This is a genomic window from Aliivibrio kagoshimensis (genome assembly GCF_050337105.1).
GTDB lineage: Bacteria > Pseudomonadota > Gammaproteobacteria > Enterobacterales > Vibrionaceae > Aliivibrio_A > Aliivibrio_A kagoshimensis.
The window spans coordinates 1-14,887 of record NZ_JAKJSQ010000081.1 but is presented as its reverse complement, the minus strand read 5'-3'; the positions used below and the strand labels follow the sequence as shown (position 1 = coordinate 14,887).

Below are 14,887 nucleotides of genomic sequence, written 5' to 3'. Positions count from 1 at the left end.
TTGAATGAGACTACTATAACTTTGATCGCGATCATTCGTTTAGTTATTACCTTTTATTGATGTAATTATTATTAATAGTGGTTTTCTATTTTAATTAAGATGAGAGGTAGGTTATGTATTCATAATTACACAGTATATTATTCAAGATAAAATCTCGTAAATCCCCTGATTCTTTTGATTATAACCTCTATTTATACGATGAATATAACATGCTGAATAGATGAGTAATAATTTTATGGTAATTCTGTTAGTTACCTATCTGTTTACAGTCATAGTTAAAGTTTATGTTGAATTTGACAAGATATTAAACACTCTATATACCCTAAATAGTAATAATTTTCTGCAACTGACAATAATATATATAAGGTAGCGAGTATCATGATTACATCAGGTTATAGCTTTATTGCATTTATAGTATGTTTCGCAGCAGGCGTTTTTTTTGTTGAAGAGAAGTTAAAAGTAAAAACTAAATTTTTTGAATTTATTCCTCCTTTGGTCATTATCTATTTCGGTGTCATGTTAATGTCTACGTTTGATTTTTGGGAATTATCTATTGAGGGTGAAAAAACGGGAGCCGGAATTGCAAGGGCAGGGGTAAAAGGCGCTATATTGCCATCAATGATATTTTTAATGTTATTAAAGTGCGATTTAAGGCATATCATTAAACTAGGTCCTAAAATGTTGCTGGCCTTTTTTTCCGCCACTATGAGCATCGTCATTGGCTTTATTATTACCTTTATGATTTTCAAAGATATGCTTGCCCCTAACTCGTGGCAAGCATTTGGTGCGCTATCTGGTTCTTGGATAGGCGGTACCCAAAATATGGTCGCAGTCCAACAAGCATTGAATTTAGATGACGTCGGCATGGGGTACACATTATTGATAGACTCAATCGACTATTCAATCTGGATCATGTTACTGCTGTTCTTTGTAGGCTCTAGTAAACTCATCATGGCATTCAACCATTTTAATAGAGCGGATACACGCATTGTAGAAGAGCTCTCTCAGCGTTTAGCGGCCATTGATGATGAAGTAGCCAAAGAGGTCACTTTCCTTGACCTCTTCGGCGCGCTAGCATTTGCTTTGGGAACAGGTGCTATTTGCGTATGGGTAGCTCAATACCTACCTCACACCACTTTTTTAACCAGCACCACTTGGTCAATTTTATTGGTCACCATCATGGGTATTGTTGGTGGTATGTCACCGCTCAGTAAGGTACCTGGAACCAAGCAACTTTCGAATATCTTCCTCTATATCATGATCGGTTTGATTGCTTCCTCTGCAAACTTTGCTGAACTGACTGAAGCGCCGGTTTATATCATTGCAGGAGCGTGTATCTTACTGATCCATGCTGCGATTATGATTGTCATTGCAAAAATATTTAAACTCGATCTCTTCACCTGTTGTGTGGCATCCGTCGCTAACATCGGTGGCGTTGCTTCAGCACCTGTTATTGCCGGCGCTTATAATGACTCGTTAGTGCCTGTTGGGGTATTGATGGGCATGTTAGGAGCGATCGTCGGAACAGGAATGGGGCTGTTAGTGGCGAAAATCCTGTTTATGTTGGTGTAAATCAAAAGATAAATAAGACAAAGTGCTTAAGGTGTTTGTTGCTATTTAGCAACAAATGCCTTAGGTGCTTTTAGATGTGTGCTGTAGGTTGAAAGGTCAACTTCTGACAGTGAAATGAGAAAAATCATCACTAGAAAGTGATGTTGGTACTATTTTTATAAAAATTACCATTGTTTTTATCTATAGAACTATCATTATGCTAAAGTGATAACTACTTTGAAATAATCCCCAAACCCCTAAAGTCAAACTTTAATGCAATGGTAATAAAGATGTTTTACTTAAAGAAGAATATATGGCTAGCTTTTTATTTTATTACAACTTTATGGGTCATTTTTATTATAATTTCTATCTATTTTACTGTTGATAAAACCTTTGAAGAAGTAAAGGCTAAACAACAAAGTGTGACTGTAATGGCTGTGAATTCATTACAGTCAGCATTTAATAAATATGATATAATATTGGACTTCATATCAGAAATAATAATAAGTGATATGGATGATTTAGAAAGAAATGATATTAAATTGTCTCTTATTCCCATGACCAAAATAGATAAATCTATTGTGTCGATTAATGTAATTAAAATGAATGGAGACCTCTATCTAGATACGTCCTTAAAGAATGACTCAAAATTGCCATATCAATCAAATATAGAAGGGTTTATAAGTGATTTCATTGTTGGTAATATGACGTTGCATCGGACTGTATATGACGACTTTTCAAAAAAATATATATTACCAATAAGTAAGGTTGTAAGGGTAGACGATGGAGGTCGTTTATATGTCCTCGTTTTGCAAATTGATATAGATAAAGGTTTCCGTTCTTTTTTAATGAATAATATTGAAGATGAATTAGATGACACTTACTTATATCGTGAGAATGATCACTATTTTCAAATAGCACCGACGAATAGACTAAAAGATATTGACATATACAATTATCAAGTAGATGACGAAGAAGTAGATAAGGCAATTTCTAGAGTGGAGTTACAATCAAAACACTCTTATGAATATATGAAATCAAGCGGAGAAGTGGTTTACCATAAGATATTGTTTCAAGGTCGTCACTCTATTGCTGCAAGTCTTTTTATACCAGAATACAAATTATGGGTTGTATCAGAAATTGAAATTGATAAAGTTTATAATATCATGTATGTGAAAATTATCATGATTGTTGTTTTCTTTCTATTTTTGTTGACCATTAGTTACTACCTATTTAAAACTATCTACTCTAGTCAAAGAAATAGGGGGAAAATGCTACAGTACCAAGCAGAACATGACCATCTTACTGGACTTAAAAATCACTATCACCTAAATTGTTATCTTGAGAACACGTCAAATAAAGAGGCATACTCAATCTTTCATGTTGTAATCGTTGACCTAAAAACAATACAAAATAATCATGGACATAAGATTGGTGAAGAAATCATAAAAATGATTTCAAAAAGGCTTCAGGGAATTGTAAGTGTAAGTGACTTATTAGTAAAATATAGAGATAATGAGTTTTTAATAATAAGTTTCAATAATGGAATAGTGGATATAGAATTTAGTGATAAAATTTTAGAAACATTTTTAGAAGAATTCATAATAAATGACAATGCTTTCATTTTAAATATAAATATTGGAATTGCTAGTTATCCAGTTAATGGGGAGTCATTAGATGCGGTGTTACTCTCTGGTGATATTGCGGTTTCAGAATCAAGGAAAAGTGGAAAACAAGTAGTATTATTTAAAGAGAGCCTGAAAAATGCATACCTAGAAAGAGAGAGTATTGAACATGAACTAAAACACGCAATTGTTAAAGATGAACTTTTTATGGTTTATCAGCCACAGGTTGATAAAGAGAAGAGAATCAAAGGAGTTGARGCGTTAATAAGATGGAATAATAACGTTTTAGGTTTTGTTACCCCAGATAAATTTATTTCTATTGCAGAAGAGTGTGGCCAAATGCCAAGTATTGGTGATTATGTCATTAATAGGGCTATAAATGATATTAATAATATTTCTAGTGAAACAGGTATTGAATTAGACTTGTCGATAAATGTATCTGTCAAACAGTTTCAACACCCTGAGTTTTACAATAAAATAACCACAGCAATAGAAAAATATTCCTTTGAGCCACATCGTTTGTTATTAGAGGTCACGGAGAGTATATTCATTGATGATCTCCCAACAGTCTTGTCTATCATGGAAAAATTAAAATCGATAGGTCTGAGAATATCGTTGGATGACTTTGGTACAGGCTATTCCTCATATAATCTATTGAAAAATCTACCGATCGACGAGTTGAAAATTGACAAAAGTTTTGTTGATGATGTGTTAACTAATTCTACATCTCGTATAATGCTTGAAAGTCTCATATCTCTTGCTAAACAAATGAACATTTGTACTGTTGCTGAAGGCATCGAACATGAAGAGCAGCATTTAATTCTATGTGAAATGGAATGTGATATTCTTCAAGGGTATTTATTTTACAGACCATTGAAGGTTGATGACTTAAGAATCGAATTGGATAAGAGTGAGACAACTAATTGATACGTTCTCTTTACTGCCATTGACTGTTAAGTTGGTGACAGTTATTTATAATAGCTCCCCTAGTTTGTAAAAACGTGAATAAATTGATATTACTTAACTTTACATTGCTTATTTGAGCTTAGGGTAATGATCTATGCTACGTTATAAAAAGTGATTTAGTGTGGAAGTGTTAGATCTAAGTTGTTGGGAGAGTACGATGAAAGTAAGTAAACTGATGAGTCGAAATATTGTTATTGTCGAGTTGAATGATCCCTTAAGTCGAGTGAAAGAGCTTTTTGAACAGACGTCATTTCACCATCTGCTTGTGGTTGAAGATGGAAGAATGTTTGGGGTTATCTCTGATAGGGATCTGTTGAAATCAATTAGCCCTAATATCGATTCTGTCGCTGCTACAACAAGAGATTTGGCGTCACTCAACAAAAAAGCCCACCAAATCATGACACGTCAGCCAATTTCATTAAACGAAAATGCCACCGTTACCGAAGCGATAGACATATTCAACCATAACAAAATTTCCTGCATCCCAATTATCGACGACACTGAAAAACCTGTTGGAATCATCTCCTGGCGAGACATCATGCGCGAGCTGGGCAAACAGTGTAAACGGGACACTCAAACACAAAAAAGCCGCTGATAAATCAGCGGCTTTTTTTAATGTGGCGGAGAGATAGGGATTTGAACCCTAGGTACGCTATAAACGTACGCCGGTTTTCAAGACCGGTGCTTTCAACCACTCAGCCATCTCTCCGTGTGGTGTGCGGGCATAATAAGGAGATAGCGGTTTGTTGTAAAGCATAAATTGGCAAAAAAAGTTCAACTGCTCATTATTGCTGCACATTGATCGTAACGTAAGCAGTGTAAAAGGGTTCATGGCTAGATTGGTTATATTTAAAGAAAGTTCCTCGCTTAATTTGCTACAATCAGCACCATATTTGTTTCAATCTTCAGCTTCATACAGTAGGTATCTTCAATGGCTTTCGCATCTCTAGGTTTAAATACGTCACTCACAGATACTGTGAATCAACTCGGATTTACTACCCCAACCCCAATTCAAGCTGAAGCCATTCCTTATGTATTGGACGGTAAAGATGTTTTGGGTGGCGCTCAGACCGGAACCGGGAAAACGGCGGCATTTGGTCTGCCTATCATTCAGAAGTTGATGGAGTCACCCCTTGAAAGAGTCGCAGGTTCGATTGTAGTAAGAACCCTCATTTTGACTCCGACACGCGAGCTGGCTCAGCAGGTGTTTGATAGCCTTGTTAGTTACAGTAAGGGTACGGATGTCAAAGTCGTGGTGGCTTATGGTGGCACCAGCGTAAAAGTACAAACTGACAATTTAAAGGGTGGGGCGGATATATTAGTGGCCACTCCAGGCCGGTTGCTTGATCACCTTTACCTAAAAAATATCTCCTTGAGCCAGACAGAGTTTTTGGTTTTAGATGAAGCTGACCGCATGCTTGATATGGGTTTTATGCCTGATATTCAGCGAATATTGAATCGTATGCCGGTACAAAGACAGACGCTGTTTTTCTCAGCAACCTTTACTCAACAGATTAAAACCATTGCCTACAAAATCTTAGATGAGCCAATCTTAGTTCAAGTAACGCCTAAAAACAGTGCAGCAGACAGTGTCGAGCAGATGGTCTATCCGGTCGATAAACACCGCAAACCTGAGTTGTTGTCACACTTAATTGGTTCGAGAAACTGGCATCAGGTACTGGTTTTCACTAAAACCAAACAGGGTTCAGACCAATTGGTTAAAGAGCTTAAGTTAGATGGAATTAAAGCGGCTTCAATTAATGGTGATAAAAGCCAGGGAGCAAGGCTTCGTGCGTTAGAAGAGTTTAAAACGGGTAAAATACGGGTATTGGTTGCAACTGATGTCGCGGCACGTGGGATTGATATTCAGCAACTTGAGTATGTCGTGAACTTCGAACTGCCCTTTAAAGCGGAAGATTATGTGCACAGAATTGGCCGAACAGGTCGTGCGGGTAGCACAGGGTTGGCCATTTCATTAATGAGCCCAGATGAAGAGTACTTGCTTAAAGCGATTGAAACTCTGCTTGATACTCGCTTGCCTCAGGAGTGGTTAAAGGGGTACGAACCGGATCCTAACGCACCTAAAACAGTCCAACATGAAAAAATGAACAGAGGTCGTTCGGCTGAGAAGCGTAAAATGAAAGCTAAGTTAAGCATTCATAAAAACAGAGGGAAACGTGTAAAAAAATAGCACATGATAATGCAATAACCCTTAGCCTTCTGCTTTAATTAAAGAGTCATTGAAGCAGATTCTAAGGGATTGGTATGTCAAAAGAGATCAAAACACAGCATCTGTTTCACCCTTGGTTTGATTTTATCTGCTTAGGAGGGGCGTCATTACTGATATTACCCATGCTCTATTTTGTCTCTTCTGAGCAGCAATTGACATCTTGGTTAATGGTTACTCTGCTACTGGCTAATGTGATCAATCATCCTCATTTTGCACTCTCCTTACTCATTTTTTATCGTACATTCTTTCACAGCCTTATTGATCCTCTGTTTGATAAGATATTAAAAATACGAATGGTGTTTGCGGGTATCGTGGTGCCAGGCGTGATGTTGGTCTTCTTTTATCGATGTGTGGTGACTGCCGATTTAGTCACCATTGGTTACGCTGCTAATGCTATGCTTTTTCTAGTAGGTTGGCACTATGCAAAGCAGGGGTACGGCATGCTTATGCTGGACTCGGTATTAAAAAAACAGTTTTTTACTAAAAAAGAGAAAGACCTGCTTCGCTATAATGCTCACTTATGTTGGTTCTGCTTCTGGCTTTTTGCTAATGATGTGGTGTCAGAACGGTCTATATGGGGTTTACACTACTACAGTTTCGCTGTGCCAATTTCGATGTTATACGCGGCAATATTAGTCGCACTAGTGTCTAGCTCTATGGTTGCGCTACTGCTGTTTCGTGTTCATCTTTCATCAGATAGGTCATTGCCAATCGTTGGAGTAATGGCGTATACGGTGAGCATCTATGTCTGGCTGTTGGGGCGATTTCATCCGGCCATGCTTATGGTTATTCCAGTGTTCCACTCTCTGCAATACATCACGGTGGTTGCGCGTTATGAAATCAACCGAAGCTCTGTGTTTACTCAATCAAAGCGGGAGCAGAACGTTCACTTGGTGCTATTTTTATTGCTAGCGATTGGGTTAGGGGCATGCGGATTCTGGTTGTTGCCGATTCTTAATCAGCAGTGGGTAAAACCAGAATACACAACCACATTTGGGTCAGGGATATTCCTATTTATCTATTGGATATTTATTAATATCCACCATTACTTTATTGATAATGTCATTTGGAGACGTGAAAACAAGGAGACAAGTAAATACTTATTCATCCACTGAAATTATAAAATGAGACTAATGTTACATTTTTATGTCAATCATATATGAGCTTAAGTGATTATAAATTTAATGACGAAGAAGGAGTCATTCTCAATTAGCCCCAATAAATGAGATCCACGTCACCTATACCTCTGTAACAGAGTGCAATTAGCATGTGGTATCGAGAGACTGCTTTACTTAGTAGATTGTTATCAACCAGTACTGATGTTCAGTAATGAGGTTTTATGAATAATTTATCGATTAAGTTTAAGCTCTATATTCTTGCTGGATTAGTCTCTATCTGTCTGATTATATTGTCTTTAATATCATTGACTTCTTTTCATAAACTTGAACTATTAAATCAAACCTTAGTGTTGGTTCAAAATAGTAACTCGAATATGCTCATGTTACGCCGTAACGAAAAGGATTTTCTTGCCCGCTTGGATCTTAAGTATCAGCAGAAGTTTAACCATAACTATGTCGCCTTGCTTGAAGCGACTGAAAGCGTAAAAAATAATATTGAAGAGATTGGTTTGGGATACAGTAATGAGCTTAAAGATCTGAGTGACTATCTTAACCAATACAATACGACCTTTGAGCAAATTGTCTCGTTGCATCAAGAGATCGGCTTGGATCATGAAACAGGATTGATGGGAGAGTTTAGGCAATCTGTTCATAGTGCAGAAGATCTATTAGGAAAAGTGTCAGAAGCAACCCTTACTGCGAATATGCTCCATATGAGGCGAAACGAGAAAGATTACATATCTCGTAGGAATGAAAAGTACTTGGGCCACTTTAAAGACAACTACAGCAATTTTCATCTCACGTTAACTGAAACGGGTCTTAATGTAGAAACCAAAGAAGAAATTCACAGTAACATGAATAAATATCGTGAGATGTTCTTACAGTTTAGCCAGAATTATCAACTGCTTGGGTTGTCCCCTAAAGATGGCCTTTATGGCGAGATGAGGGATACCATTCACAAAACCGAAGGGATTTTCAGTATTTTAAACAATGAGTTGTCTGAAAGTGTTATGCAGGAAAACAGCTCGGTGTATAAAACTCTGTTTATCGCAACGGGCTTAATTATTGCCATTATCGTCATGGCGGTATTGAGTATTTCATATACCATCATTAAACGGTTGGGCCATTTAGAGAATCACTTGAGCGAAGTGGCATTGAAATCAGGCGATCTCTCTGCAGCGCTTGAAGTGAGCGGTAAAGATGAGGTGACAGTTATTAGTCAGTTATTCAATCAATTTGTGAATAATTTAAAATCTACCTTTAGTCAGATCCCGCCGTTTACTGAGAACCTTGAAAAAGCGTCGAACATTAATGCTGAAGTCTCTGAAAAGACCAATAGTTTAGCGACTGCTCAGCAGGCTGAGTCCGATTCACTGTCAGATGCAGTAGAACAGATGGTATTGGCAACCGAAGATATTTCCGCCAGCATTCACTTGGCAGCTACATCAGCCAATGAAGCCAATGAGTCAGTCGAAACAGGTAAAGGAGTTATTGACGGGGTCTGTAATTCGATCAATCAGCTGTCAACCAAGCTTAAATCCTCCGCAGAGTTGACAGAGAGTTTAGAAAAGAACAGTAACAACATTAGTGACGTATTAAACGTGATTCGTGACATTGCTGATCAAACTAACCTGCTGGCATTGAATGCAGCTATTGAAGCAGCAAGAGCTGGAGAGAATGGACGGGGATTCTCGATTGTTGCTGACGAAGTACGCTCATTAGCACAAAGAACTCAAGAATCAGCCTTACAGATCCAGTCATTGATAGATAACTTAAAAGTCGACGTAAAAACGACGGTAGATGCCATGCATGATGGTGCCAATAACGCGCTGTTGACCTCAGAGAATGCGAAAACAGCGATTCAATCATTAGACAGTATCAGCTTGGCAGTAAGTAAGATCTTCGAGCTGAACACCAGTATTGCCAGTGCTTCAGAAGAGCACAACCTAATCTCCAAAGACATCAGTTTGAATATCAGCAACATTAACAAAACGGCGATAGAAACAGCAACTCAATCTAATGAAACCAATCAATCTAGTGCTGAGATTAAAGACATTGCTGCAAACCTTCAGTCATTAATTTCCAGTTATCGTTTTTAATTGGTTTAAGGTACGTAATTTATCGATTAAAGTGGTTAATTGCTCTGTTTCAAATTCAATGAATAGCGCATCAGGATCAAGAATCGTTAACTGTTGCTCAGCGAAAGCGATCACTTTGACTAGGTAGTGGGAGGTTTCGTTGCTCCATAACCACGTATCGGCATCATGGATAATGGCGCTTATAGCAATGTCAGACGAAGCCGTTTCCAGTAATTTCATACGATAAAGGATGCTATAGGTTCTCTCAACGGTAAAGTGTTCAAGTAGATCATAGCGCCATTTTTCTGATTGTTTTTCAATCCGTTGGTAAAATTCATCCCAGCGTTCTTGTCGGTTGATTTGTTCAAGCAGTTCATGAGGTGACTCGCCAAAATTGTGAAAAACCGTTTCAACTTGCACATGACCATGGCCATCTGGGTGGTAAATTTCAGACTCTAACTCGGTTTGAAAAAGCAGATCTATCGGATTCATCCTATCCCCCATATAAAGTTACAGCGATTAAATTACATCATGTTTAATCGCTCTTACAATTGCTTGGGCGCGATTTTGCACTCCCAATTTTTGATAAATATTTTTAAAGTGAAATTTTACTGTGCGTTCTGAGATTGAGCAAATGATACCAATTTCCCACGAAGACTTCCCCTCCGCAGACCATGCAAGAACCTCGAGTTCTCTAGGGGTGAGTTTATCAATGGGGTTGACCAACTTTGATAAGGGTTTACACGATACTTCATTAATTAACTCTAACACCGCTAACTGCTCTTGATTAAGTGACGTACCGTATACCGAGGTGATGCTTAATTCGCTAGAAATCTGTTTCGCATTGAGAGAGCCAATACTCGCCCCCTCTTTTAACCCCATCTCCCCAGCGATGCCTAAAAAATCGGTTTGTTTTTTATCAAGGCCAATGATTGAAGGGATTGATTTCCAATTAAATGGCTTACGATGTGATAACGAACAAGTAATGACAGGGTCAATATATTGAAAATTGTTCTTCTGATAGGTGGTGGACCACTCAATATTTCTATCATTAACACCAAAATCTGATGAAATAACCTGATTTATATTGATTCTATTATCAGCACAGATAGAAAGTTGAACGAAAGCCACACCATCAACATCGAGAAAATCTTGTAATTTCCTCGTTGCTTTGGAAGCGTCATCCATTGATTCGATGGATGAAAACATTTTATATAAATCAAGCACTTTACTGATTTTCAAAAGATATCATTCTCTCACTTAGTAAGCATATATATATCAATATTCATACTATAACAGTGATTAATGAAGTCTATGTCTAGATCTCATTTGCGTGATGATAAACACGTCTCCTAGCATATAAATTTCATTTTGTTACTGCCCGACAGAACAGTATGCAAGTAAGGAATATCACGTTGTAATAGCTACCTAAGTACTATTACAAGGATACGTTTAGATATGCACTATTCATCAGCACATAAAGAGAATCAAAACGAAAATGCTGTAAATAATAATGTATTCAAGCTTTTTGATAATGTTACTGAAGAGATTTATTTAACTGATACACCCACCGTGCAAGAGATGAAAGATCTATTTGGTTTACGCGCTGAGGTTTTCTGCCGTGAATTGGCTTGGGTAGGAAATCCAGACGATAAAACTGAGATCGATGATTTTGATTACACTTGCACGCATATAGGTGGATTTGTTAATGACAATGCGGTTGGCTACCTCAGGGTGCATCCATATAAATCTTCATGGATGCTAAATACCATTTTTGCGGACGTTCTTCTTGATTCAACACCTGTGCCCCAGCACAGTAATGCTTGTGAAGTATCTCGATTATTAATAAAAAATGACTATCGAGGAAGTAAATGTGTTGAAGATAAAACGCTATTAACTCATCTGTTATCCGATCTCTATATACACTGTAAATCAAATAAAATTAGATATGTGTATATGGTGGTTACTCCAGTCACCTTAGCGGTCTTGGCTAGACATGGGCTTAAGGCGACACCTTTATGCGACTCGAAGGTGATGGCAGATGGATGTAAGGCGTTAGCTGCAGTTCTCGATTGGGAGAGTGTAACTAGAATTGGACCCGCACAAAAAATAGCGAGAGGTGCTCGTAGCGAATTTTAATTTATCTCAACACCGTAGGCAAAATAGTAATGTAACATTCCTATTTTTGGATATGAGTGACCGGTTAAGACAGATTGTCTTAGCCGGTTTTTTTATGGCATGATTGCTGAAATGTGAGTCAATTGGAGTAGATTGTGTTTACCGGAATTATTCAAGCAGTAGCAAATATAGAATCTGTCATGGATCAAAATGGGATCAGAACGTTTGAAATTGAATTTCCTACAGGGTTTTGCGACAACTTAGAAATAGGTGCCAGTGTTTCAGTTGATGGTGTTTGCCTCACCGTGACAGAGTTGCTCAGTAATACAAAGGTTAAGTTTGATGTGATGTTACAAAGCCTTAATATCACCACGTTAAGTCAGTATGCCAAACATACCCAAGTAAATGTAGAACGTGCGGCGAAAGATGGGGCTGAAATTGGGGGGCATCCATTGTCTGGTCATGTTGACTTCCATGCGGAGGTTTTCGATATTTCACACATTGATGATAACTATCGAATTCGTATTTCGGTGTCGAAAGAGTGGCTTCGCTATATATTTCCAAAAGGGTATATTGCGATCAACGGTGCCAGCCTAACCATCTCGGATGTGGATAAAAAAGAGGGATGGTTTGATGTGTGGCTGATTCCAGAAACCCGTCGTATGACGGTATTTGAAAGCAAAAAAGTGGGTGATGCACTAAATATTGAAATTGAACGTGGAACTCAAGTTGTAGTTGATACAGTCCGTGCCACTTTGGAAGAGAATTTAGGCGAGCTATTACCCGTGTTAGAAGCGCTACTTGAAAAACAGGGAGTGGATGTCACTTCACTGGCTTCGACCAAACTCGGTATCGAGAGTAAAAAATCTAACTCATAATGAAAGAGAGCGAGTCATTTGACCCACTCTCAATCGTAAACCACTAAGAGTGGTTACTTCATTTTGAGACTATTGTTGCTGGTGATAACGCTTTTGTAGTACTTATGTAGCGCTTTATCACTGGCTCTACGCTCCGCTAAGCTAGCACCGTTTCGGGCCTGCTCTCGAAGCAATTTTTGATAGTTTATCAAGCGTCGCTCTTCCAACTCTCCAGATTGAAGTGCCGCCTGCACCGCACATTTAGGTTCGCTGTGATGTTGGCAGTTACTAAACTTACACCGTTCGGCTAACTGGGTGATATCAGAAAAGGTTTCCGCTACGCCGTCAGCACACGCAGCCAATTGCAACTCGCGCATTCCTGGCGTATCAAGTAGCAAACCGCCGGTAGGCATTACATGCAGTGATCGCCCTGTGGTGGTGTGTTTCCCCTTACTGTCATCTTCACGAATTCCTCCGGTAAGCTGGGTATCATCATCGAGTAACGTATTAATTAAGGTCGATTTCCCTACACCGGAAGAGCCGATAAACGCGATGGTTTTGCCAGTACCGCACCAAGGAGAGAGTGCCTGAACACTATCACCATCAAGGGCGTTAACGGTCTCAACCATCAACATAGGGTCAATACTGTGGACCTGAGCAATATAGTCAGCAGGCTCTTCGCATTGATCCGATTTGGTTAATACAATAACGGGTTCTACACCAGCATCATTAGTGAGTGCAAGAAAGCGCTCAATACGACTTAGATTAAAGTCATGGTTGAGTGAACTGACAATAAAGGCAGTATCAACATTCGTGGCGATTAATTGTGATTCGATTTTGCTGCCAGCAGCTTTACGACTGAACTCTGAAAGTCTTTCAAAACAACGTATAAAGTGATGATCGCTATCAAGCAGTACCCAATCTCCAACCGTAATCTGCGGTAAGGACGGAGAAGCACTTAATGTGATGTCACCCAATTCAGACGCAAGTTTGAAACCAGAACGGTGATGCTCTTTTACACGAGCAAACACAGTCCCTTCATACTCTTCTAAAGTGAGTTGTTGTTGAAAAAATGGTCGCCAACCAAGCTGGCTAAGTGTTAATGGTGTTGTCATTATTTGAAACCCCAGACGTGATAATTCTAAGAATAATCCACAYCAAAAATATTTTTATAAGGGGTGTTATAACCATCTACAGAATGCAGACAGTGGTAGCCCCGGTTATTACCGGGCAAGAAAGGAGTTCGAAAGGTCGAATTAAGCGTTTCGTGCCCAGTTACTGTTTTTTAATACAATCATCATTTATTCCTTCTATATAAGTTAAAGACGCAAAAAGCATAGCAGATCTTTAATGCAAAGTTAATAACTGTAAATTTTCTCTCTCTGTCGCCACTATTTCACGAGTGAATTCCACTAAAATTTCTTGCTGTTGTTGGTTTGTCACACAGGCAACCACTTTAGGCGCTGGCTCTGAAATGATCTCACTCCATAGAGTTTGCAAGATAGCAGGGCTGCAGGACGATACTGAGCGGACATCGATGTCGCTCAAACGCTCAGAGTTGCGATAATCAAATCCTGGATCTATTTGCAGTTCATTGCAATCGGAAGGTGATTGTAATGCGCAGCTTTTGGCTTCGGCCAGAATAAAAGCTGCCTGATACGCTTGTCCCGCAGTAATAGTTAGCTGTACATTTTGCTTTTCAAGAGGAGTGATTGATTGGATAGAGTATGGGCTGCATCCACCACTAATATGGTGTCGTACTGATAATTTATAATAGGAGTCACCCTCAGGGGCGGATGTGAAATCACTGCGATAAAGCTGTAGCGTCTGACCTGATGAGGTGAGAACAGAAATGTCTTCATCTGTTTGAGTTCCCGTCACTTGGGCAAACTCTGTCATATCAATAAAGTCACACTTTCCGCCTGTTTGGCTGGCTGCTTGGAATGAGAACAGAGTGAGAAAAATCAGTGCAATGTGCTTAAAGTAGGTCATCTATCAGTTATCCATAACTTAGTGAGTAACAGTGAGTGTAATGTAAACCAAGCACGCTGACTACTTTACTAATAACAATGGCTAGACTAGGATTATATCCTATAGATACCAAGTAATTTTACGTCATGATTTATAAGAGATATATGATGAAATCATCGGTAGCATTATTATTGCTTTTTGTTTGGTGTCTTTTTTATAGCACTTTTTCAACTGCTGGAGACAAACCTCAAGTATTAATCGTCCACTCTTCTTACGAAACCTACTCTTGGACTGACTCAATTCAGCGAAGTATCGAACACGAGTTTTCAACATCGACCCTCGAACCGGAGATGTGGATCGAGTATATAGATAC

At 38.6% G+C, this 14,887-nt stretch carries 12 protein-coding genes, 1 tRNA gene and 1 pseudogene; 9 read left to right on the top strand and 5 right to left on the bottom strand.

Translation table 11 applies throughout. From position 1 onward, the window contains the following. Positions 1–378 precede the first annotated feature (378 nt). The 3 genes from L4C32_RS18220 to L4C32_RS18210 all read left to right on the top strand — a co-directional run bounded on the left by L4C32_RS18220 (position 379) and on the right by L4C32_RS18210 (position 4,737). On the top strand, positions 379–1,572 hold the full coding sequence (locus L4C32_RS18220; RefSeq protein ID WP_428198320.1) for a DUF819 family protein: 1,194 nt from the start codon (positions 379–381) through the stop codon (positions 1,570–1,572). Positions 1,573–1,841: 269 nt separating this feature from the next. After that, on the top strand, positions 1,842–4,103 hold the full coding sequence (locus L4C32_RS18215) for a bifunctional diguanylate cyclase/phosphodiesterase (protein ID WP_428198319.1): 2,262 nt from the start codon (positions 1,842–1,844) through the stop codon (positions 4,101–4,103). A gap of 196 nt (positions 4,104–4,299) precedes the next feature. Beyond that, the gene (locus L4C32_RS18210; protein WP_428198318.1) at positions 4,300–4,737 is read left to right on the top strand and encodes a CBS domain-containing protein; all 438 of its coding nucleotides are present in this window, start codon (positions 4,300–4,302) and stop codon (positions 4,735–4,737) included. Positions 4,738–4,760: 23 nt separating this feature from the next. Here the strand turns inward: L4C32_RS18210 and L4C32_RS18205 are convergent. After that, positions 4,761–4,851, bottom strand: a tRNA-Ser gene (locus L4C32_RS18205). A gap of 222 nt (positions 4,852–5,073) precedes the next feature. Between L4C32_RS18205 and L4C32_RS18200 the strand changes: the two genes are divergently transcribed. From L4C32_RS18200 to L4C32_RS18190, 3 genes are all read left to right on the top strand, one after another. Beyond that, entirely contained in the window at positions 5,074–6,333 is a 1,260-nt protein-coding gene (locus L4C32_RS18200) for a DEAD/DEAH box helicase (RefSeq protein ID WP_428198317.1), read from the top strand. A gap of 74 nt (positions 6,334–6,407) precedes the next feature. Continuing rightward, positions 6,408–7,487 (top strand): hypothetical protein, encoded by a 1,080-nt coding sequence (locus L4C32_RS18195; protein WP_428198316.1) that lies wholly within the window; start codon positions 6,408–6,410, stop codon positions 7,485–7,487. A gap of 224 nt (positions 7,488–7,711) precedes the next feature. After that, positions 7,712–9,589: a methyl-accepting chemotaxis protein gene (locus L4C32_RS18190; RefSeq protein ID WP_428198315.1), complete on the top strand. Its 1,878-nt coding sequence runs from the start codon at positions 7,712–7,714 to the stop codon at positions 9,587–9,589. Here the strand turns inward: L4C32_RS18190 and L4C32_RS18185 are convergent. Continuing rightward, positions 9,566–10,060 carry a hypothetical protein gene (locus L4C32_RS18185; RefSeq protein WP_428198314.1) on the bottom strand — a complete coding sequence of 165 codons (495 nt, stop codon included), beginning with the start codon at positions 10,058–10,060 and terminating at the stop codon, positions 9,566–9,568. The genes L4C32_RS18190 and L4C32_RS18185 overlap by 24 nt on opposite strands. Before the next feature lie 27 nt (positions 10,061–10,087). Next, positions 10,088–10,810: a LuxR C-terminal-related transcriptional regulator gene (locus tag L4C32_RS18180; RefSeq protein ID WP_428198313.1), complete on the bottom strand. Its 723-nt coding sequence runs from the start codon at positions 10,808–10,810 to the stop codon at positions 10,088–10,090. A 216-nt stretch (positions 10,811–11,026) separates the two neighbouring features. Here L4C32_RS18180 and L4C32_RS18175 point away from each other — a divergent pair, with 216 nt between their 5' ends. Then, positions 11,027–11,707, top strand: a complete 681-nt coding sequence (locus L4C32_RS18175; RefSeq protein WP_428198312.1) for an acyl-homoserine-lactone synthase — start codon at positions 11,027–11,029, stop codon at positions 11,705–11,707. Between the two features lie 134 nt (positions 11,708–11,841). Further along, positions 11,842–12,564: a riboflavin synthase subunit alpha gene (locus L4C32_RS18170; protein WP_428198311.1), complete on the top strand. Its 723-nt coding sequence runs from the start codon at positions 11,842–11,844 to the stop codon at positions 12,562–12,564. Positions 12,565–12,617: 53 nt separating this feature from the next. Here L4C32_RS18170 and rsgA read toward each other — a convergent pair whose 3' ends face one another. Continuing rightward, the gene (gene rsgA / locus L4C32_RS18165) at positions 12,618–13,658 is read right to left on the bottom strand and encodes a ribosome small subunit-dependent GTPase A (RefSeq protein WP_428198310.1); all 1,041 of its coding nucleotides are present in this window, start codon (positions 13,656–13,658) and stop codon (positions 12,618–12,620) included. Between the two features lie 232 nt (positions 13,659–13,890). Then, positions 13,891–14,535: a hypothetical protein gene (locus L4C32_RS18160; protein WP_428198309.1), complete on the bottom strand. Its 645-nt coding sequence runs from the start codon at positions 14,533–14,535 to the stop codon at positions 13,891–13,893. A 146-nt stretch (positions 14,536–14,681) separates the two neighbouring features. Between L4C32_RS18160 and L4C32_RS18155 the strand changes: the two are divergent. Then, a pseudogene (locus L4C32_RS18155) lies at positions 14,682–14,887 on the top strand (hypothetical protein); the annotation flags it as partial.

What these genes read in the sequence shown, in the direction of transcription:
- L4C32_RS18185 (WP_428198314.1), bottom strand. Translation starts at nt 10,060, where the DNA reads ATGAATCCGATAGATCTGCTTTTTCAAACCGAGTTAGAGTCTGAAATT.
- L4C32_RS18220 (WP_428198320.1), top strand. Translation starts at nt 379, where the DNA reads ATGATTACATCAGGTTATAGCTTTATTGCATTTATAGTATGTTTCGCA.
- rsgA (WP_428198310.1), bottom strand. Translation starts at nt 13,658, where the DNA reads ATGACAACACCATTAACACTTAGCCAGCTTGGTTGGCGACCATTTTTT.
- L4C32_RS18160 (WP_428198309.1), bottom strand. Translation starts at nt 14,535, where the DNA reads ATGACCTACTTTAAGCACATTGCACTGATTTTTCTCACTCTGTTCTCA.
- L4C32_RS18195 (WP_428198316.1), top strand. Translation starts at nt 6,408, where the DNA reads ATGTCAAAAGAGATCAAAACACAGCATCTGTTTCACCCTTGGTTTGAT.
- L4C32_RS18210 (WP_428198318.1), top strand. Translation starts at nt 4,300, where the DNA reads ATGAAAGTAAGTAAACTGATGAGTCGAAATATTGTTATTGTCGAGTTG.
- L4C32_RS18190 (WP_428198315.1), top strand. Translation starts at nt 7,712, where the DNA reads ATGAATAATTTATCGATTAAGTTTAAGCTCTATATTCTTGCTGGATTA.
- L4C32_RS18175 (WP_428198312.1), top strand. Translation starts at nt 11,027, where the DNA reads ATGCACTATTCATCAGCACATAAAGAGAATCAAAACGAAAATGCTGTA.
- L4C32_RS18200 (WP_428198317.1), top strand. Translation starts at nt 5,074, where the DNA reads ATGGCTTTCGCATCTCTAGGTTTAAATACGTCACTCACAGATACTGTG.